The following is a 19,934-nucleotide window of genomic DNA, read 5'->3' as shown; positions in this document are numbered from 1 at the left end:
TTATAATCTATTGGTAGCGCTTTCATCTCTAAGCTGTTCTATGTTGGCGGGGATTTTTTCCTTGAGCGGGCCAGGTTTCGAGAGTTGATTGATCGGGGATACTTTGTTAGGTTTAGTAACCATAGCCAGCACTAAATCATGCGATCCGCATGGAATGATGACTAAAGGCTGGATCGCCGGCGCATATTCCGGCACTACTAATCTACAGAGGTGATGCAACATTTACATGAAAGAAGAGAGGGACCAAAAACGTGAGTATTGAACTAATTATATCTCTTGGCATTTACTTTGCTGCCATGCTGTTAATCGGCTGGTACGCATTCAGGAAGACAACGAATATTAATGATTACATGCTGGGCGGAAGAGGACTCGGCCCGTTCGTAACGGCGCTGTCCGCAGGTGCGGCCGATATGAGCGCATGGATGCTGATGGGAGTTCCCGGCGCAATGTTCGCAACGGGGTTATCGACCTTATGGCTGGCGCTCGGTTTGACGATCGGCGCGTATTCAAATTATCTGCTGCTTGCTCCGAGGCTGCGCGCTTACACGGAAGTTGCGGATGATGCGATTACGATTCCCGATTTTTTCGATAAACGGTTCCGCCACTCGTCATCATTGCTGAAAATTGTTTCCGCCGTGATTATTATGATCTTTTTCACACTGTACACATCGTCCGGGATGGTATCCGGAGGCAGGTTATTTGAATCGGCATTCGGCGCCGACTACAAATTCGGTTTGTTTTTAACGGCCGGTGTTGTTGTGCTTTACACGCTGTTTGGCGGTTTCCTCGCTGTCAGTCTGACTGACTTTGTGCAGGGAGCGATCATGTTTGCGGCATTAGTGCTTGTGCCGATCGTTGCTTTTACCCAGCTCGGGAGCGTTTCAACGACGATTGATTCGATCAACGCCGTTAACCCGAAACTATTGGATATCTTTAAAGGCGCGAGCGTCATTAGCATTATTTCTTATTTGGCATGGGGACTCGGCTATTACGGCCAGCCTCATATCATCGTACGATTTATGGCGATTAAAGAAGTGAAAGATTTAAAACCCGCCCGCAGAATCGGGATGAGCTGGATGGTTATTTCAGTTATCGGTTCATTGCTGACCGGGATTATCGGAGTTGCGTATTCTCATCACTTCGGAGTCTCCGTAAAAGATCCGGAAACGATTTTCATTATTTTTTCTAAAATCTTGTTCCATCCGCTGATTACGGGCTTCTTGCTGTCCGCGATTTTAGCGGCGATCATGAGTTCCATTTCCTCACAGCTTCTCGTAACGGCAAGCGCCATTACGGAAGATTTATACCGCGCCTTTTTCAGACGGGAAGCGAGCGATAAAGAATTGGTCATGACCGGACGCCTGTCGGTATTGATCGTAGCCGTTATCGCCATCCTGCTTTCCATGAATCCGAACAGCACCATTCTTGACCTGGTCGGATATGCGTGGGCAGGCTTCGGTTCGGCTATCGGACCGGCGCTCTTGCTCAGTCTGTACTGGAAACGGATGAATGAATGGGGAGCGCTTGCGGCGATGATTACCGGGGCCGCGGCCGTTTTAATCTGGATCACCACAGGGCTTGCCGCTTCAACCGGCGTATACGAAATCATTCCGGGGTTCTTCCTCAGTCTGATTGCCGGTATTGCCGTCAGCCTGCTGACCAAAAAACCGGCCGATGCTTCTTATCAGCTGTTCAGCCGGATGGAAACTCTTTTGAAAAACAAGAAATAGACAAAAAGCCGTCAGATTTTATCCCTGACGGCTTTTTTCTTCCGCACTTGTCCTGCTATAAATACTGTGAGAAAATCATATCAATTTATTATAAGAAAAATTGCGGAGGTGCTGTGCAAATTGAGCTGGCCTATCGAACCAGACATTTTATTAAAGCTGGGCATTGCCACGCTGATCGGCATGATCATCGGTCTTGAACGCGAGCTGAAAAACAAACCGCTCGGACTGAAAACCTGTATCGTCATCGCCGTCAGCTCCTGTATGCTGACGATCGTCAGCATTAATGCGGCATATCATTTCCCAAAATATTACCGTATCATGATGGATCCGCTCCGCCTCCCCGCCCAAATCATTTCCGGCGTCGGTTTTATCGGCGCGGGCGTGATCCTGCGTAAAAGCAATGACGTCATATCCGGCCTGACGACATCGGCCATCATCTGGGGCGCAGCCGGGCTCGGTCTGGCTACAGGCGCCGGCTTTTATAAAGAGGCGTTCGCAAGCCTCTTGTTTATCCTGATCAGTGTCGAATTTCTTCCGTGGCTGATCAGAAAAATCGGTCCCAACCGCTTGAAGGAGAAGGATATCCGCGTGAGAATGTCTCTTTCCGATAAAGACAAAATGACCGAGATTCTAAAAGAAATGAAAAGCAAACGGCTCCGCATTCACTCCGTCCGGATTGATGATCTGCGCGAAAAAGAATTTCCGATTATGGAAGTGAAAGTCAGTGTTCACAAAAACCGCTACACCACTGATGTCTATTATGATATTAAAGAAATTCAAGGTGTCGTCGGAGTGAAGTGTGATACGTTATAAAAAAACGCCGGGCTGGATTCAGCCGGCGTTTTTCTATTTATACGAATGCAGAAAAGTTATACTCCGTAATCGGCGTTTCGTTTTCGATATCGCGCCTGAAGGCTTTCAGCATCTCACGTTCCTCGTCCCCGAGTGAATTGAGGTCAAACGCCTGATGCAATAATCCGTAGATCAGCATATGGCGCAGCCGGAGAAAATCCGGGATGTGTTCAAGCCAGGCGGGGTCAAGGTCATTTTCTTCCCTGTAGCCTTTCATAAAGTGTGTCATGAACTCACCCGTAAACGCGGCCTTGTCTTCATACGGGATGACCGGATACCACAACATGTTGTACAGCAGAATACTGATATCATTCACAAACCAATTGTAGCCGATATCATCAAAATCAAATGCCGTGATTTTCCCATTGTCCCAGTTGAAATTACCGTGGTGCAGATCGGCGTGCACAAGGCCGTAGTTTTCAGGATTCTTCGGCAAACGGCGCAGTTTTTCCATTAGAGCATCCGCCCGCTCAAATACGAGATGCTGATCTGCGGGCACGTATTTTCTCAGCTTCAGCTGCTCCTCTTCATCCCATTCCTGCCTTTTATATGCCGGATCGCTCAGACGGTAGCTTTTTGTCAGCCGGTGCATGTTCCCCGTGTACTTTCCAAGCTCATAAAACAGAGTTCCGTTCCAGTCTGATTCCTCCACTTTGCGTCCGGGCGCTTTTTCATAGACTCTTACTAAAAACGCTCCGCCTTTTCCATCCGGCACTTCTTCGACATCTCTGCCATTTAATGAAGGAATCGGTTTTGCTGCTGAAAGCCCTCCCTTTGCCAGATGATGAAGCCATTCCATTTCTCCGAGAATATATTCCGGTGTTCTTCTGATCGTATGCGTAATTTTTAAGATATACGGTTCGTTATCTTTCACAATTTCGTATACGTAGTTCTCTGCGTCCGCAATAAATTGAAACTTGGTAAAGCCGTATATTTCACCGGCCTCAGCCAGTACCTTATCTTCCTCAAAAATCGCTTTAATATCTTTATGCATGCTGATTCACCCTTTTCATAACGTTTGTAGGCGGTGTGTGTACTCAGCAAATGTCATTCATCAACATTCCTGCCCTTCTTTTTTCACAGCAGATTAGTAACATCCGCTTAGAAATAATATGTGTTTTCCTGTTAATTCCTAATTATACAAATATCTTAACATACCTCATCCCTCTCTCCAACGATATTCACAATAAAAAAACCCTTGCTCATACAGAAATGAACAAGGGCATCTTGGTTAATCGTAAATATGGACGGTCGGTTCTTTGTCACCCGCATTGCGGACGATCAGCGCTTCCTGGCCGTCAGACGAGGTAATGTTAATTTCGACATCAACTGAGCCTTTTGAATAATAATCCATCAGCTCACCTGTTAAGTATTGGGTAAAGGCGATAACTTCGCTTTTCCCGTAAAATTGCATCGGGATTTCAATCTTCATTTTTCTCATTTCATCGTTTTCGTACATTGCCGTTCCGACGACTCCGGTGTAATTCGGGAAGTAGCTGTCGATGGCGTTTTTGAAGCGTTTAAACACTTCGGAATCATCAGGGTATTTCTTTGCCGTGTCTGTATCCGCCGGATAGAAGACGTACTTTTCTTTGACATCATCCCAGTTTGAAATGGTGGATGAGCCGGCCTTGACTTCTGTTTTCGCAATGTAATTCCCCGGTACGATTGATGTTTTCGGCGCTTGTTTATAAAGGGCGACGGTGATCGGCACATTTTTCAGGTTATCCATTTTCCGAAGGCGGTTAACGACTTCCTGGGCGATTTCTTCACCGTGGCTGCGGATCGTTTTGTCGCTGAGCTCCACTTCCTGCTGCGGATCACCTGTGTTTTCGCGGTAATAGTATACAGAGTTGAGAGCGAGACCGATCATGACACCTCCAAGCTGGATGGAATTTTTATCTTTTCTTACTAAGTAATCCTGCTCAAGCATGGACGCTAAGTAAATCGGGCTGTTTTCATTTTTCTCTTTTGCCGATCCCGAGCTTGGCAGCACGGGGTTTAAGCCGAGATTCTGAAAATTGGCGTCTGCCTTTTTCGCCTTTTTCAGATCACTGCCCTCTTTTTTGCGGTCAAGCCAGCTGAGTACCGTGTCCTCATCTAAATACTGGCCTTCCTGATACAAATAGTCATCCGTCGGGAACGTGTCTTGAGCGAGCCGCATCAGACCCGTCTCGAATTCATCGATGTCCAGCCTCGTGTTCAGCCGGTCCGCGGTCAGGCCGCGCGCTTTTCCGGCCTTAAACGGAAGCACCATTTTATAGTAGGAATCAGAGATATTATATTTCGGTATGATCGCTTTTTCAGAAGACTTTGCCGTTTTCTGCGTGATCTCTTCCTCTTTGTTCCCCCCGAAACTCGGCGAACAGGCCGACAACATGAGTACTGCCGCCGTTGCCGTCGCCGCCAATGCCAACATCTTTTTCAATAGAAAACACTCCTCTTATTTCTTTAGCTCTCCCAATAGCTGTGCTTCATTCCATACTTCAATGTTTAATTCCTGCGCTTTTGTCAGCTTGCTTCCGGCCGCTTCTCCGGCAATCAGCAAGTCTGTTTTTTTGCTGACAGATCCCGTCAGCTTTCCGCCGAGCGCTTCAATCTGCGCCTTGGCTTCATTTCTGGACAGCTCTTCAAGCTTTCCGGTTAACACGATGGTTTTGCCGGCAAAATAAGAGTCGCTGTCCGCCGCTTTTACTTTTTTCGGGCCTTTGTAGAGTGTGTTCACACCGAGTTCCTCAAGTTCATTCAAAAGCTCAAGCATTTCTTCTTTGCGGAAATAGGTGACAACGGCATCGGCCATCTTTTCGCCGATTTCATCTACCGCAAGCAGCTCTTCTTCCGTGGCTTGTTTCAGATTTTCCAGGCTTTCAAAATGCATGGCGAGTGTTTTGGCCGCTTTTGAGCCGATAAAACGGATGCCGAGACCGAACAGCAGGCGTTCCAGCGAATTCTCTTTTGACTTTTGGATGGAGCTGATCAGATTGTCAGTTGATTTTTCCCCCATCCGCTCAAGCCGGATAACCTGTTCTTTTGTCAGCTTATACAAATCAGCGACATTACGGACGAGATGTTCACGGAAAAGCTGTGTGATGACACGTTCTCCGAGTCCGTCAATATTCATCGCGTTGCGTGAGACAAAGTGAATCAGGCCTTCTCTGATCTGCGCCGGACATTCCGGATTGATGCAGCGCAGCGCGACTTCCCCTTCAATGCGGACAAGTTCGCTTTCGCACTCAGGGCAGCTGGTCGGCATATTGAATTCTTTTTCTTCCCCGGTCCGCTGTTCGATTAAGACATTGACGACCTCAGGGATGATGTCGCCCGCTTTTTTGACGACCACTTTATCGAGAATGCGGATATCCTTCTCTTTAATTAAATCTTCGTTATGAAGGGAGGCTCTTGAGACCGTCGTCCCCGCGACTTTTACCGGTTCCAGAACGGCGGTCGGCGTAATCACGCCCGTTCTTCCGACATTCAGTTCGATATCGAGAAGTTTTGTCACGACCTCTTCCGCCGGAAATTTATAAGCAATCGCCCAGCGCGGGCTCTTTGCCGTATACCCGAGCTCTTCCTGCTGGTCGAGCGAATCGACTTTGATGACGATTCCGTCAATTTCATACGGGAGATCGGCCCGCTTCGCCTGCAGCTCTTCGATCATTTCAATGACTTCATCTATCGTGGCGCATTTTTTCCGTTCCTGGTTTGTTTTAAAACCGAGCTCATCCAGAAAATCCAGGCCCTGACTCTGTGTTTCCACACCCATCTCGTCAAGCTCCGCTATACTGTAGACGAAGATGTCAAGATTTCGTTTCGCTGCAATTTTCGGATCAAGCTGTCTGAGTGAGCCCGCAGCCGCGTTCCGGGGATTGGCGAACGGCTCCTCTTCATGTTTCAGCCTTTCTTCATTGAGGGCTTCAAATGACTGTTTCGGCATGTACGCCTCTCCGCGCACTTCTATGGAAAGATTCCGTTTCATTTTCAGCGGAATGTTGCGGATCGTTTTTAAGTTTTCCGTGATATCTTCGCCCGTCGTTCCGTCTCCTCTTGTCGCGCCTCTGACAAAATAGCCGTCTTCATAACGGAGAGAAACAGCAAGACCGTCTATTTTCAGCTCCACATTATAAGCGACGCCGTCACCGACAGCCTGACGGACGCGGCGGTCAAAATCGCGGAGATCATCATCGTTAAATGCGTTGCCGAGACTGAGCATCGGCGTGCCGTGCTGCACCTTTTGAAACGATTCAAGCACCGCTCCCCCGACCCGCTGTGTGGGCGAATCAGGCGTTCTGAGCTCCGGGTGCTCTTCCTCTATGGCAATCAGCTCCTGCATCAGTCTGTCGTACTCGGAATCCGGCACGCTCGGTTCATCTAAGGTGTAATATTCATAACTGTACTGATCGATGGTGCGGCGCAATTCTTCTGCCCGGTGTTTCGCTGTTTCTTTGTCCATCATGTTCTTCCTTTCCTCTTCAGGTTACTGCTTTTCAATCGGCGCAAAAGCGGCAAGCAGACGCTTCACGCCGACTGGGCTCGGGAATGCGATATCAAGCTCGGTGCTTTCGCCTTCTCCTTTTACGCTGACAACCGTTCCGGTGCCCCATTTTTTATGGCCCGCTTTATCGCCGACCGCCCAGCTGAGCGAGTCGCCGCCTGTTTTGTTCGCATATGAAACGGGACGGGATACGGGCCCGCGTTTCGGCTGCACTTTTCTTCCCGGCTGCATGCGAGGTGTTTTCTTCTCATTTAGGTTCTCCAATAAATCGCCAGGTATTTCCCTGATAAAGCGGGATTCCGGATTCATATTGGTGCGGCCGAATAAGGTGCGCATTTTGGCATTCGTTAAATACAGTTCTTCTTCCGCCCTCGTAATGCCTACATATGCGAGCCTGCGTTCTTCTTCCATCTCGGCTTCTTCCATCAGGGAGCGGCTGTGCGGGAACACGCCTTCTTCCATGCCCATTAAGAACACGACAGGAAATTCAAGCCCCTTAGCGGCGTGCAGTGTCATTAAAGTGACGGCATCCTTTCCGCCTGATTCCTCTTCCTTCTGGTCGAGCTGGTCAATATCCGCAATCAGCGCCAAATCAGTCAGAAACGCGACGAGAGACTTGTCTTCGCTTTTTTGTTCGAAGTTTTTCGTCACGGAAAGAAACTCGTCGATATTTTCAAGGCGGCTTTGGGCTTCGATTGATTTTTCGGCCTTCAGCATTTCTCTGTATTCCGTTTTTTCGAGAATTTCTTCCGTGAGTTCCGTAATGGACAGGTAATCCTGCATATTCGTCAGATTTTCAATCATCGCGCCAAAGCCGTCAAGCGCGTTTGCCGCTTTCGCGCTGACGCCGATGAAATCAACCTGTTTGACCGCCTGGAACATTGACATTCCGTTCATCGCCGCATATGAAGCGATTTTTTCTAGCGAAGTTGCGCCGACGCCCCGCTTCGGCACATTGACGATCCGCGTAAAACTGATGTCGTCGTCCGGGTTTGACACAAGGCGCAGGTATGCGAGAATGTCTTTAATTTCTTTCCTGTCGTAGAACTTGGTTCCGCCGACGATATTGTAGTTCAGTCCGGATTTTAAAAGGGTTTCTTCAATGACGCGCGACTGGGCGTTTGTCCGGTATAAAATCGCGATATCGGAAAGCTTCCGCCGGCCCGAGCTGTGCAGCTCATAAATTTTGCCCGCGACGAATTGGCCTTCGCCGAATTCATTGTCGCCGCTGTAATAAGAAAGCTTGATGCCTTCGTCATTTTCCGTCCACAGGTTTTTCGGCTTGCGGTTTGAGTTGTTTTTGATCACTTCGTTAGCCGCCTGCAGAATACGCTTTGTTGAGCGGTAATTTTGCTCGAGCAGAATCACGTTTGCGCTCGGATAATCTTTTTCAAAGGAAAGGATATTCGCGATATCCGCCCCGCGCCATCTGTAAATGGACTGGTCGGAGTCACCGACGACGCAGATATTTTCAAGACGGGCAGCAAGCTGCTTCACAAGCAGGTATTGCGCCCTGTTCGTATCCTGATACTCGTCTACGTGAATGTACTGGAATTTGCGCTGATAAAACTCAAGCACTTCCGGCACACGCTCGAAAAGCTTAATTGTCGTCATGATTAAATCATCAAAATCGAGCGATTGGTTTTTCAGCAGTTTTTTCTGATAATCGGTATACACGTCACTCGTGACCTGATCATAGTAGCCGCCGGCCGTTTTTGCGAATTCCTCAGGTTCGATCAGCTCGTTTTTTGCGCTGCTGATGGAGCCTAAAATACTTCTCGGATCAAACTTTTTTGGATCGATATTCCGCTCTTTCAGAATCCCTTTAATAACGGAAAGCTGATCAGCCGTATCAAGAATGGAGAAATTTCGGTTGATGCCGATTCTGTCAATATCCCTGCGCAGAATCCGCACGCACATGCTGTGGAAGGTGGAAATCCAGATTTCATCCGCGCCGGGTCCGAGAATGCTCTCCACCCGCTCCTTCATTTCTCTGGCTGCTTTATTTGTAAATGTAATCGCCAGAATGTTCCATGGCGCCACGTGTTTTTCCGCCATTAAGTATGCGATTCTGTGCGTCAGCACACGTGTTTTTCCGCTTCCCGCGCCCGCCATCAGAAGCAGCGGACCGTCCGTCGTCTTGACCGCTTCCTGCTGAACGGGATTTAATCCGCTTAATAATTGATTGCTAATGTAATTCATATCCGTTCACCGCCTATCAAACATATGTTCTATCATAAATCAATTTCGTCCGCTTGGCTACTTTGTCTTTACAGCCGCCACCGTTTTAAGCGCCTGATCAAAATCTTCATATACGGCATTTCCGACAACGATAACATCGGCATGACGGCCGAACCGTTCCGCCGTTTCCGCGTCTTTAATGCCGCCTCCGTAAAACAGGACGGACTTGTCCAGCACAGCTTTCGTTTTCTCCACCGTTTCTATGTCCGCCAGCATCCCGCTGTATTCCAGATAAAAAATCGGGAGATGAAGCAAATGTTCCGCGACCCGCGCATAGGCGAGAATATCTTCTGTTTCTATATGTGTATCCGCCTCCGTCAAAGCGGCCGCCTTACAATCAGGGTTGACGATGCAGTAGCCCTCCGTCACGATTTCCTCCATTGACATGAGCTCTCCGTATTCTTTCATCGCCTGATGATGCATGCCGACAATCCAGTCCGCCTTTTTGCTGTTGAGCACACTCGGAATGAAATAAAGATCAAACCCGGGCACAATGGAATCAATCGTCGACACCTCAAGTACGCACGGCACTAAAAACCGCCGCACCTTTGACATCAGTCTGAGCACATTGTCCTCGGTGATATTGTCGCTTCCTCCGATCACAATGGCGTCAGTCCCTGATTCACAAAGCCGTTCCAGCTGTTCATCCGGTAAATCTTTATTCGGATCGAGTTTAAAAACATGCTTCCACTCGTTAACATCGTACATGCGTTTTCGTTCCTCCATTCGTTTCTTGCCATTTAAACATTATAACAAATTCGTTTGGCCCGGAAAAACGGAAAAAGACGTCATTCACCTGATTCACAAAAAAAGATTGCGCTCCGCCGGACGGGACATGGCTATGTTTGAAAACAGACAATATGTGGAATGTCAAAGAGAAAAAAGACAAGGAGTCTGATCTGAATGGAACAAGCCATTATCGTACTGATTTGTATATTGATTTTTATTATTTTAGTTCCCGCCGTATTGTTTCTCTGGATATACATAAGAGACGAAAAGCAGGAAGAACATTCAGTGCTGCGCAATTATCCCGTAGCGGGAAAACTGCGCTATATATTTGAAAAAATCGGACCTGAGCTGCGGCAGTATTTATTCAGCAATGATAACGAAGAACAGCCGTTTTCCCGGAGAGAATATGAACAGACGGTCATGTCGGGAAAGTATAAAAGCAGAATGATGGGCTTCGGCTCAGAACGGGATTTCGATCAGCCGGGCTATTATATCCGTAACGCCCTTTTCCCGAAACAAAGGGAGGAGCTGCGCACAGATCAGACGCCGAAGATCGACACGATGGTATACAAGATTGACAAAGACAACCTGCTGAAACGCAGCGAACACCGCGAAAAAGCAAAAGCGGACCCTTATTACCTGCATCCGGACGATGTGCAAGTGATCGGCCGCGATACATGCAAGAAGCCGTTTTATGTGAAAGGGTTAATCGGACAATCAGCGATGAGCTACGGCTCACTTGGCGACCGGGCAATCACCGCCCTGTCAAAAGGGCTGCACCAGGCCGGCGGCACATGGATGAATACAGGCGAAGGCGGCCTGTCTGAGTATCACCTGAAAGGCGGCGCGGATATTATCTGCCAAATCGGCCCCGGGCTGTTCGGCGTGCGCACTGAAGATGGAGAATTTTCATGGGAAGAATTTAAGAAAAAAAGCCGCCTCGAGCAGATTAAAGCCTTTGAATTAAAGCTTGCGCAAGGGGCGAAAGCAAGAGGCGGGCATATTGACGGTTCAAAGGTGACCGAAGAAATTGCCGCCATCAGAAATGTGCAGCCCGGACAATCCATTGACAGCCCAAACCGCTTCAACGAGTTCTCAAATGTTCCGGACATGCTTGATTTCATTGAGAAATTAAGGACTGTCGGTGAAAAACCGGTCGGCATCAAAATTGTCCCGGGAAGCCGCAAAGACCTTGAAGACCTTATTTCCTGTATGAGTTCATCAGGCAAACTTCCCGACTTTATTACGATTGACGGCAGTGAAGGGGGAACGGGAGCTTCTTTCCATGAGCTGGCGGATTCCGTCGGCCTGCCGATTCTGACCGGCCTCCCCCTTGTTGACGGCCTTTTGAAGACATACGGGATAAGAGATAAGCTGAAAATTTTCGCATCCGGAAAGCTGCTCACTCCGGATAAGATTGCCGTTGCCCTCGCGTTAGGCGCGGATTTTGTCAATATTGCCCGGGGAATGATGTTTTCAGTCGGCTGTATCCGCGCTCAAGTATGCCACACCAATCATTGTCCTGTCGGAGTGGCGACAACCGACCCAAAACTTCAGCGCGCGCTCAGTATCGAGGATAAACAGCACCGCGTCTGCAACTACGTGCTCTCGTTGCGTGAAGGGCTGTTTCACCTCGCCGCGGCGGCGGGCATCAGCTCGCCGATTCATTTCTCAGCTGAACACATCGTATACCGGGAGGAAGACGGAAGCCTGAGGGAACTTCCCGGCCTTTTGAATCAGCACGTATAAAAAAAACCGCCTGCCGTCATCGGCAGAGCGGTTTTTTACGTAGCTGAGGAGGATTCTCCTTTGTTTACGCGGTCAAGCGCCATTTCATAGGCGTCGTTACCGTAATTTAAGCATCTCTTCACCCGGGAAATCGTCGCTGTGGAAGCACCCGTTTCGCTTTCAATTTTGTGATACGTATTTCCTTCGCGGAGCATTCTTGCCACTTCCAAACGCTGCGCCAGCGATTGGATTTCATTAATCGTACAAAGATCATCAAAGAAACGATAGCATTCCTCCAGATCTTTCAGCGATAAAATAGATAAAAATAACTGGTCCAGTTCTTTTCCGCGTAATTTATCGATTTGCATCGTCAAACACCTTCTCCTTTACTAATGGAAGCTGCATCGAGATCAGGCACGATATTAATCCATGTCTTTCCTGGCACAAACGGAAGAATCTCACCGCCTTTTACGGGCAGAATACGGCCGTCTTTATATTCCCAGTCTGACTCCATAACATCGCCGTGCTGAAGCAGGAGGCCCTTCCCCCCTGTCTGAATATCGATGGCCCGCCTTCCATCTTTGTCTGTCATGCGATGGCCGGCTTCAACAATAAAAATATTGTGCATGGCTAAAGGCTTTCCGGTCTCCCGGTCTGTCGCTTTCACACCATCAGAGCTTCTTGTATAAGCATCAGCTTTTTTATCATAATCGTATTCGACAAGATTTGTAACGTTTTGTGTTCCATAATCTATCCGAATATTGTAGGTTTCGTTTCCGGGTTTTGCATCTGATGTCTGAAATGGGAGCGGTTCTGTTTTTCCGTTCAGCTTGTATCCTTTTTGTTCCGCCGCCTTCCTGATATTGTCATAGGACGTGTAGGAATTGTGGGGCGGCTTGCTGAAATCAGCTCTCCAAAACAGGCTTCCGTCAAAATCCAAACCGTTTATATAATCGTAAGCTCCGGACTCCAGCTGCTTTTTTGCGCCGGGACTCCAGCCATGATGGACAAATATGCTGTTAAACCCGCTGCTGAGCGTGACAAAATATTCTCTCGCGCTCCGCACAGGCCCGACCGTTTCCGGCATCTCACTTTGAAAAATCGCGAGAAACCGCGTAATCTGGCCCTCCGCGAGCGCTTCGATGACAACATCCGCCTTTGACAGCCCGGATTGGGGCCTCGCCTTCGGATGATTGTTCACTGCGACTGCAATCGGACGGCGTTCTGCAAGCTTCTGCTCAGTTTTCAGCCCCGTTAAAGGAGCTTCCGCTTCTTTCGGCTGCACCTGATCGGCATTGTTCTGCCGGCAGGCGGCAAGCAGCAAAAACGCAAAACAAAGCATACAAACGGTTTTCCATCTTTTCATATGTCGGCTCCCTGCTTTTATATTTTAACGCATTATCGATGGAAAGAGTACAGTTTTTTTCATCACGTCGAATATTCCTCTCGGCGTAATGCGGATATAAGGCAGGTGTGTGCTCTGCAAAAAGAGCAGCGTATAGATCGGATCGCAGAATCGGTAGCCCCGCTCCTCCAGCAGCGTCCTCAGTTTTTGCTCTTTCTCAAGCACTTCTTCATACTTCTCCGCAGATGCAGAACCGTTTAAGGCGAGGGGAATCTCATGAAGAATCTTCCCGTTTTCGGCAAGCACGATTCCGCCCCCGATTTCTTTCATCCGTGAGAAAGCGAGCAGGATATCTTCCTTATTTTTTCCGACAGCGATAATATCTCCGGTTGTCGTGTAGGAACTGACAAAGCCCTGCACCCGATCGGCAAAACCTTTCAGCATTGTATTGACCCGCCATTTTCCATGCTTATCGAGAAGCGTGAGATAGCATTCATCATGATCAAAAGAAAGCTGGTCAACAGAATTATCAATCGCAATCATATACGGCTCCATAATGACCGCGTTGCGCATGGTCACACCCATCGGCATTGAAAACTGTAAATCATCCATCGTCATATCATATGAAAGCTCGAGAGGGACAAGACCGCCCTTTTTCCAATCCGTTTCTGTAAACGCATTCATATTTCGGCCGTCTTCCCTCAGCAGGATGCCTTTGGAGATTACCGTGACCGGGTCCGGATTCATCGGGTCATCGAGAATGTTCAATGAAGCAAGCCGGCCCGGACCGATCACACCGAGAAAGTCGTCCATCTGATAATACTTCGCGATATTAAAGGACGCCATATTGTAGGCATCGATCGCCGGAACTCCTTCCTCCAAAGCGATTTTGATTAATTCATTCGTCATGCCGCCTTTATAAAAATGCGGCGTCGCTCCATCCGTCGTGTAGAAGAAATGATCATAATGCCGGAAGCCTTTTTGATGGAGATCCTGCAAAATCGTTCTTAAATCAGGGCGGATGGATGAATGTCTGAGCGAAACATAGTAGCCCAATTCAAGCCGTCTCATCACCTCGCCGCCATTCATCGCCTCGTGGTCGGAATCCGCTCCGAACAGTTTCATCTTCGTCAGTGTTTTTTCAGAGGCTCCGGGAAAATGCCCTTCTATCCGCTTGCGCAGTTTCTTTGTCGCCTGCATGCAATGAAGCATCAAGTCATCGCCGTCCATGAGGCGCGGCCATCCGGTCAATTCTCCGCCTTGAATGACATCCGGGTGCTCCATCCATTGCTTGCGGACATCAAAAGAAAGAAGCTGATCCTCATTCAGCACTTCAGTCTGCAGATCATATCTGGACCACCAGAAATATTGCACCGGCTGTTTTTTCAGTTCCTCTAATATAGTAAGCGCTTTCTTTTTACCGCTGTGCAAAAGAAAAAACAAGTTATCATTAACAAACGTCGTTGTTCCGAATTGAGACACATATTCGGCGAGCGTTTGGGGATTATATATTTGAAAAGGATGTGTATGCGGTTCAATGTAACCTGGCACAATGTATTTTCCTTCACAATTTATGGTATGAATGTGCTCTGCTGCATCAGGAAGCTCATGACCAACATATACAATTCGGTCTCCATAAATCCAGACATTCTTTTTCAGCCATTGTTTTAAAAAAGGATTTAATACGAGAGCATCCCGTAAAAGTAGCGTTGGAAGCAGCTTTGAGTCTACAACATCCGCCTGTGATCTGATGTCTTTATTTTTCCAGTTAAAGGTACGTTCGGACATTCACATACTCTCCTTCGCTTATATTAGACCCATCGTATCACATCCGCACAATTATCGCACGGCTAAAACGTTACAAATTATTGAAGATGAATGAAAAACTTTTTCTAAGGGAGCTGAAATGATGAAACCGAATATCAGTTTATTAAATGCCGTTATGCGCATCACTTGCGGCCTCACCATTTTGTCTGCTGCGTCAGCGAAATACACGAGAAAACCTTGGTGCAAGATGCATCTCTTCTGTATGATAATGGGCGCGATGAAAGCGGCGTCCGGCATCCTCCGCTTCTGTCCGGTGACATATATGTTCCAAACCGGAATGAATCAGGATGACAGCCATCAGCAAGAAAAATAACAAGCCGTTTCGGCTTGTTATTTAATTTCTCCTGTCCCGCGAGTCTGAGAAGAATCCGTCTATACGCCGGAAGACTTCATCGATGACTGAGTGTCACACGGCAAACCGACAGTCTTAGTCGTCTTTTCAGAAGAAAACCCGCATCTTATATGACACGGGGTTTTCCTCTTTATCGCTGCGATGCTTTCAGCGCACGGGCGCCGATGTCGCTTCTGTAAAACAGTCCGGGTTTTGTCAGCCCTGAAACGGCGCTGTACACTTTATCTCTCGCCGCTTCAAATGTCTCCGCAAATGCCGTGACATTGGCGACCCGGCCGCCGTTTGTAACAAATTGTCCGCCGTCTTTTTTCGTTCCGGCATGAAAAACGGCGATCCCGTCTTCAGCGGACGTCAAACTGCCGATCGGCGTCCCTTTTGCATAGCCTTCCGGATAGCCCTCGGAAGCCAGCACAACGCTGACGGCGGCCGTATCCTTCCACCTTAGGTCAACATCCTTCTCATGCAGCAGATCCAAAAGCACCTGGATGAGGTCAGATTCCATTCTCGGCACGACAACCTGTGTTTCCGGATCTCCGAAGCGCGCGTTGAATTCAATGACTTTTGATCCGTTTTCCGTTAGAATCAGCCCCGCGTACAGCACGCCCGTGAAGGAACGTCCCTCTTTGACCATTGCTTTTGCCGCCGGCTTCACAATCGTTTCGACTGCGCTTCTGACGATATCATCGGAAATGTGCGGCACCGGTGAGTAGGCGCCCATTCCGCCCGTATTCGGCCCTTTGTCTCCATCGAAGGCGCGTTTATGATCTTGAGCGATTACCATCGGATAGACGGTCTCCCCTTTTACAAACGCCATTAAGGAAAATTCTTCGCCGGCGAGGAACTCTTCAATGACAACGGATGCGCTCGCCTCGCCGAATTTCTCATCCTCAAGAAAATCGTGCAGGCATTCAATCGCCTCTTCTTCCGTCATCGCGACCGTGACACCTTTTCCGGCGGCAAGTCCGTCCGCTTTAATGACAATCGGCGCACCTTTTTGCTGCACATATGCTTTCGCCTCTTCAAATGAAGTAAACGTCTCATACTCCGCCGTCGGAATGCCGTATTTTTTCATTAAATCCTTGGCAAACTGTTTGCTCCCTTCAATGATTGCCGCTTTTTCAGACGGTCCGAAAACAAGCAGTCCGGCTTTTTCAAACTCGTCGGCTATCCCTTCAATCAGAGGAACTTCGGGGCCGATAATCGTCAGCCCGACATGATGTTCTTTCGCAAACGCAATGAGTGCGGCATGATCGCTTTCTTCAATGTTGACCAGCGTCGCGCAGTCTGCCATACCGTCATTTCCGGGCGCGGCGTACACCGTGTCAACAAGCGGGCTTTGCGCCGCTTTCCAAGCCAATGTATGCTCTCTGCCGCCTTTTCCGATAATCAATACATTCACGCTTCGTTCCCCCTCTTAATGTTTGAAATGTCTGATGCCGGTGAATACCATGGCGATCCCGTATTCATCCGCTTTTTTAATCGAATCTTCATCGCGGACCGATCCGCCTGGCTGGATAATCGCCGTGACACCGGCTTTTGCGGCTTCTTCGACTGTATCCGGCATCGGGAAAAACGCGTCTGATCCGAGCGCGCTGCCTTTTGCTTTTTCTCCGGCCTGCTCAATGGCGATTTTAGCTGAACCGACGCGATTCATCTGCCCCGCTCCCACACCGACCGTCATATGGTCTTTTGCAAGAACGATCGCGTTGGATTTCACATGTTTGACGACTTTCCAGGCCAGCTTCAAATCTTCCCATTCCTGCTCGCTCGGCTCTCTTTTTGTCGGGATGCTGATGTCGGCGTCATCAAATCCATGGACGTCTAAATCTTGAATCAAAAGACCGCCCTGTACGGATGTCAGCTGTTTTTCTTTCTTCCCTGATGCGGTCACGTCAAGAGTGAGCAGACGAAGGTTTTTCTTCGCCGTCAGTACGTTCAGCGCTTCTTCACTGAAAGAAGGGGCGATAATGATTTCTAAAAAGATGCCGTGAAGGGCTTCAGCCGTTGCCTGATCAACTTCACGGTTCAGCGCGATGATGCCGCCGAAAATGGAGGTTTTATCAGCTTCATACGCTTTATTGAATGCTTCCTCAATTGAAGCTCCCGTACCGACTCCGCACGGGTTCATATGTTTAACGGCAACAGCTGCGGGTTCTGTAAATTCCCGGACGATTTGAACGGCCGCATCTGCGTCCTTAATATTGTTGTAAGAAAGCTCTTTGCCGTGAAGCTGTTTTGCCGCCGCGATGGAACCGGAGACGGGAAGTGCGCTTTGGTAGAAAACCGCCTCTTGGTGAGGGTTTTCACCGTAGCGGAGCGATTGTTTTTTCTCAAATGTAACGGTGAATTGCTCAGGGTCTTTCTCATCGGCCTCGCGTGTTAAGTAATCAGCGATTAATGCGTCGTATGCCGCGGTATGGCGGAATACTTTGGCCGCAAGCTCGCGTTTTCTTTTAAGAGAAACGCCGCCGTGTTCTTTAATCTCATTGAGCACGGAACTGTAATCGGCCGGATCTGTGATGACCGTCACATCCTGATGGTTTTTCGAGGCGGCGCGCAGCATGCCGGGACCGCCGATATCAATGTTTTCTATCGCTTCATCGTATGTTACGTCTTCTTTTGAAATCGTTTCTTTAAACGGGTAAAGGTTGACGACCACAAGGTCAATGGGGGCAATGCCGTGCTCATTGATCTGCGCCATATGCTCTTCATTGTCTCTTACGGCAAGCAGTCCGCCGTGAATATTAGGATGGAGCGTTTTTAACCGTCCGTCCATAATTTCAGGAAATCCGGTCACTTCTGAAATGCCGATGACATCCACACCGTTTTCCTGAAGAAGTTTTTTTGTTCCTCCGGTCGAAATGACTTCGACGCCGAGCTCTGTCAGTTCCCTTACGAAGGGTACGAGATTTGTTTTATCAGAAACACTGATTAGTGCGCGTTTGATTGTCATGCCTTTTCACCTCTGTTATTTAGTCCCAGCAGCCGCTTCACAACGCTCGGATACCATTTGTGCTCAAGCTCGTGTATTGTATGCTCTATGTCTTCAAGCGTATCGTTTTCCTGTATTTCGAATGCTTTTTGCGCGATAATCGGTCCGGTGTCCATGCCTTCGTCGACGTAATGAACGGTAATGCCGGCCACTTTCACACCGGCCCGATACGCCTGTCCGACAGCGTCAATCCCAGGGAATGCCGGAAGAAGCGAGGGATGTATATTAATAATGCGGCCCCCGTATGCTTCAAGCAGCGTATCTCCAATCAGTCTCATATAGCCGGCGAGAACGATTAATTCCGCCCCGTGCAGGCGCAGCTGTTCAATAATGGCCCGTTCAAAGGCCGCTTTGTTTTCAAAAGATGACGGTTCAAAGGCGAATGACGGGATATGTAAAGCCTCCGCCCTTTCCGCCGCCTTTGCCTGAGGCTTATCCGTCACGAGAAGCGAGAGCTCCGCATCCCACTTCTCTTCTCTCATGCGTTTGGCAATGGCCTCGAAGTTCGATCCGTTTCCTGAAGCAAATACCGCAAACTTTTTCATGAAAGAGCCGCACCGCCGAAAGAAATGCCTTCGCCCCGCTTGACCCGGCCGATCAGATAAGCCTTCTCGCCCTGAGCTTCAAGCGTGCCGATGACGTCTGTCAGGTTTTCTTCTTTAACGGCAAGGACAAAACCGATGCCCATATTAAAAACATTGAACATTTCTTCTTCTTTCAGCTTGCCGTGCTCCTGCAGAAACGGAAAAATCGGCGGGATCGGCCATGATCCGTGATCAATTTCCGCGCTCAATCCGTCCGGCAGCATCCGCGGGATGTTCTCGATGAATCCTCCGCCTGTCACATGCGCCATGCCGTCCACCTTACCGCTTTTCACCGCCTTGAGCACCGGCTTCACATATATTCTCGTCGGTTCCAGCAATTCTTCTCCGAGAGGACGCGCAAACGGTTCATAGACAGTATCCAAATCAAGTCCGCCGTCATCAAGAAGCACTTTTCTCACAAGGGAGAATCCGTTGCTGTGAAGGCCGCTTGAAGTAAGTCCGATTAAGAGATGCCCCTCTTCGATATGTTCACCGGTGACGATTTCGTCTTTTTCCGCGACGCCGACTGAAAAGCCCGCAATATCGTATTCATCAGACGTATACAGCCCCGGCATTTCCGCCGTCTCACCGCCGATAAGCGCTGATCCTGACTGCTCGCATCCGTCCGCCACACCCTGAACGATCTGCTCAATTTTCACAGGATCGGCCTTGCCGACCGCCAAATAATCAAGGAAAAACAGCGGCTCCGCTCCCTGGGCAAGCACATCGTTTACACACATCGCGACCGCATCGACGCCGATCGTGTCATGCTTATCCATTGAAAATGCGAGTTTCAGCTTGGTGCCGACACCGTCTGTTCCGGAAATTAAAACAGGCTTTTGATACGGAAGCTCTGACAGATCAAACATTCCGCCAAAACCGCCCAGGCTTCCCATAACGCCGAGCCTTTTCGTGCGCTCCACGTGTTTTTTCATTCGTTTGACGGCTTCGTATCCGGCTTCGATGTCAACTCCGGCATTTTTATAAGCATCAGACATCCCTATCACTCCTTGTCAATTCGTTTCTCCTTAAAAGGCAGAAAGAGAAAGGCAGCCTGAATTC

At 48.8% G+C, this 19,934-nt stretch carries 16 protein-coding genes; 4 read left to right on the top strand and 12 right to left on the bottom strand.

Translation table 11 applies throughout. From position 1 onward, the window contains the following. Positions 1-251: 251 nt before the first annotated feature. Together putP and ACWHAR_RS17345 are read left to right on the top strand one after the other, a co-directional pair. Positions 252-1,730 carry a sodium/proline symporter PutP gene (putP, locus tag ACWHAR_RS17350; RefSeq protein ID WP_032872519.1) on the top strand — a complete coding sequence of 493 codons (1,479 nt, stop codon included), beginning with the start codon at positions 252-254 and terminating at the stop codon, positions 1,728-1,730. 120 nt (positions 1,731-1,850) lie between these two features. Further along, positions 1,851-2,543 (top strand): MgtC/SapB family protein, encoded by a 693-nt coding sequence (locus ACWHAR_RS17345; protein ID WP_007609875.1) that lies wholly within the window; start codon positions 1,851-1,853, stop codon positions 2,541-2,543. 37 nt (positions 2,544-2,580) lie between these two features. Here the strand turns inward: ACWHAR_RS17345 and ACWHAR_RS17340 are convergent, their stop codons facing one another. The 5 genes from ACWHAR_RS17340 to ACWHAR_RS17320 all read right to left on the bottom strand — a co-directional run bounded on the left by ACWHAR_RS17340 (position 2,581) and on the right by ACWHAR_RS17320 (position 10,023). Continuing rightward, positions 2,581-3,576, bottom strand: coding sequence for a phosphotransferase enzyme family protein (locus ACWHAR_RS17340; RefSeq protein ID WP_032872521.1), 996 nt, complete (start codon positions 3,574-3,576; stop codon positions 2,581-2,583). A 237-nt stretch (positions 3,577-3,813) separates the two neighbouring features. Further along, the gene (locus tag ACWHAR_RS17335) at positions 3,814-5,010 is read right to left on the bottom strand and encodes a CamS family sex pheromone protein (protein ID WP_007609871.1); all 1,197 of its coding nucleotides are present in this window, start codon (positions 5,008-5,010) and stop codon (positions 3,814-3,816) included. A gap of 15 nt (positions 5,011-5,025) precedes the next feature. Then, positions 5,026-7,032 carry an NAD-dependent DNA ligase LigA gene (ligA, locus tag ACWHAR_RS17330; protein WP_032872523.1) on the bottom strand — a complete coding sequence of 669 codons (2,007 nt, stop codon included), beginning with the start codon at positions 7,030-7,032 and terminating at the stop codon, positions 5,026-5,028. Positions 7,033-7,056: 24 nt separating this feature from the next. Further along, complete coding sequence (gene pcrA, locus ACWHAR_RS17325; protein ID WP_032872525.1) at positions 7,057-9,276, bottom strand: DNA helicase PcrA; 2,220 nt, start codon at positions 9,274-9,276, stop codon at positions 7,057-7,059. 57 nt (positions 9,277-9,333) lie between these two features. Continuing rightward, the gene (locus ACWHAR_RS17320; RefSeq protein ID WP_003155740.1) at positions 9,334-10,023 is read right to left on the bottom strand and encodes a heptaprenylglyceryl phosphate synthase; all 690 of its coding nucleotides are present in this window, start codon (positions 10,021-10,023) and stop codon (positions 9,334-9,336) included. Positions 10,024-10,218: 195 nt separating this feature from the next. Here ACWHAR_RS17320 and ACWHAR_RS17315 point away from each other — a divergent pair, with 195 nt between their 5' ends. Continuing rightward, positions 10,219-11,793, top strand: a complete 1,575-nt coding sequence (locus ACWHAR_RS17315) for an FMN-binding glutamate synthase family protein (RefSeq protein WP_032872529.1) — start codon at positions 10,219-10,221, stop codon at positions 11,791-11,793. Between the two features lie 35 nt (positions 11,794-11,828). On the opposite strand, the gene ACWHAR_RS17310 is transcribed toward ACWHAR_RS17315, so the two are convergent. Genes ACWHAR_RS17310 through ACWHAR_RS17300 form a run of 3 tightly spaced genes read right to left on the bottom strand, consistent with a single transcriptional unit; the run spans position 11,829 to position 14,905 of the window. Continuing rightward, positions 11,829-12,140 (bottom strand): YerC/YecD family TrpR-related protein, encoded by a 312-nt coding sequence (locus tag ACWHAR_RS17310; protein ID WP_003155745.1) that lies wholly within the window; start codon positions 12,138-12,140, stop codon positions 11,829-11,831. A 2-nt stretch (positions 12,141-12,142) separates the two neighbouring features. After that, on the bottom strand, positions 12,143-13,138 hold the full coding sequence (locus ACWHAR_RS17305) for a DUF3048 domain-containing protein (RefSeq protein ID WP_032872531.1): 996 nt from the start codon (positions 13,136-13,138) through the stop codon (positions 12,143-12,145). Between the two features lie 24 nt (positions 13,139-13,162). Continuing rightward, positions 13,163-14,905 (bottom strand): adenine deaminase, encoded by a 1,743-nt coding sequence (locus tag ACWHAR_RS17300; RefSeq protein ID WP_032872533.1) that lies wholly within the window; start codon positions 14,903-14,905, stop codon positions 13,163-13,165. A 121-nt stretch (positions 14,906-15,026) separates the two neighbouring features. On the opposite strand from ACWHAR_RS17300, the gene ACWHAR_RS17295 reads away from it, so the two are divergent. Beyond that, positions 15,027-15,257 carry a YgaP family membrane protein gene (locus tag ACWHAR_RS17295; protein WP_032872536.1) on the top strand — a complete coding sequence of 77 codons (231 nt, stop codon included), beginning with the start codon at positions 15,027-15,029 and terminating at the stop codon, positions 15,255-15,257. A 169-nt stretch (positions 15,258-15,426) separates the two neighbouring features. On the opposite strand, the gene purD is transcribed toward ACWHAR_RS17295, so the two are convergent. From purD to purM, 4 genes are read right to left on the bottom strand one after another with little or no spacing between them, the layout of a single operon-like run. Then, positions 15,427-16,695, bottom strand: a complete 1,269-nt coding sequence (gene purD, locus ACWHAR_RS17290) for a phosphoribosylamine--glycine ligase (RefSeq protein ID WP_032871756.1) — start codon at positions 16,693-16,695, stop codon at positions 15,427-15,429. 15 nt (positions 16,696-16,710) lie between these two features. After that, positions 16,711-18,249, bottom strand: a complete 1,539-nt coding sequence (gene purH / locus ACWHAR_RS17285) for a bifunctional phosphoribosylaminoimidazolecarboxamide formyltransferase/IMP cyclohydrolase (protein WP_032872538.1) — start codon at positions 18,247-18,249, stop codon at positions 16,711-16,713. Next, a complete protein-coding gene (gene purN, locus ACWHAR_RS17280; protein ID WP_003155752.1) occupies positions 18,246-18,833 on the bottom strand; it encodes a phosphoribosylglycinamide formyltransferase in 588 nt (195 codons plus the stop codon). Before purN ends, purH begins: the two co-directional genes overlap by 4 nt. Then, a complete protein-coding gene (purM, locus tag ACWHAR_RS17275) occupies positions 18,830-19,870 on the bottom strand; it encodes a phosphoribosylformylglycinamidine cyclo-ligase (RefSeq protein ID WP_003155753.1) in 1,041 nt (346 codons plus the stop codon). The genes purN and purM overlap by 4 nt, the downstream gene beginning before the upstream one ends. Positions 19,871-19,934 lie beyond the last annotated feature (64 nt).

Source organism: Bacillus sp. LR--39, assembly GCF_053613335.1.
This window is presented reverse-complemented; position numbering and strand designations above follow the sequence as displayed.

Coding starts and splice junctions, on each gene's coding strand:
- pcrA (WP_032872525.1), bottom strand. CDS start 9,276: ATGAATTACATTAGCAATCAATTATTAAGCGGATTAAATCCCGTTCAG.
- ACWHAR_RS17305 (WP_032872531.1), bottom strand. CDS start 13,138: ATGAAAAGATGGAAAACCGTTTGTATGCTTTGTTTTGCGTTTTTGCTG.
- purN (WP_003155752.1), bottom strand. CDS start 18,833: ATGAAAAAGTTTGCGGTATTTGCTTCAGGAAACGGATCGAACTTCGAG.
- ACWHAR_RS17340 (WP_032872521.1), bottom strand. CDS start 3,576: ATGCATAAAGATATTAAAGCGATTTTTGAGGAAGATAAGGTACTGGCT.
- ACWHAR_RS17295 (WP_032872536.1), top strand. CDS start 15,027: ATGAAACCGAATATCAGTTTATTAAATGCCGTTATGCGCATCACTTGC.
- ACWHAR_RS17300 (WP_032872533.1), bottom strand. CDS start 14,905: ATGTCCGAACGTACCTTTAACTGGAAAAATAAAGACATCAGATCACAG.
- ACWHAR_RS17315 (WP_032872529.1), top strand. CDS start 10,219: ATGGAACAAGCCATTATCGTACTGATTTGTATATTGATTTTTATTATT.
- ACWHAR_RS17310 (WP_003155745.1), bottom strand. CDS start 12,140: ATGCAAATCGATAAATTACGCGGAAAAGAACTGGACCAGTTATTTTTA.
- ligA (WP_032872523.1), bottom strand. CDS start 7,032: ATGGACAAAGAAACAGCGAAACACCGGGCAGAAGAATTGCGCCGCACC.
- ACWHAR_RS17320 (WP_003155740.1), bottom strand. CDS start 10,023: ATGTACGATGTTAACGAGTGGAAGCATGTTTTTAAACTCGATCCGAAT.
- purM (WP_003155753.1), bottom strand. CDS start 19,870: ATGTCTGATGCTTATAAAAATGCCGGAGTTGACATCGAAGCCGGATAC.
- purH (WP_032872538.1), bottom strand. CDS start 18,249: ATGACAATCAAACGCGCACTAATCAGTGTTTCTGATAAAACAAATCTC.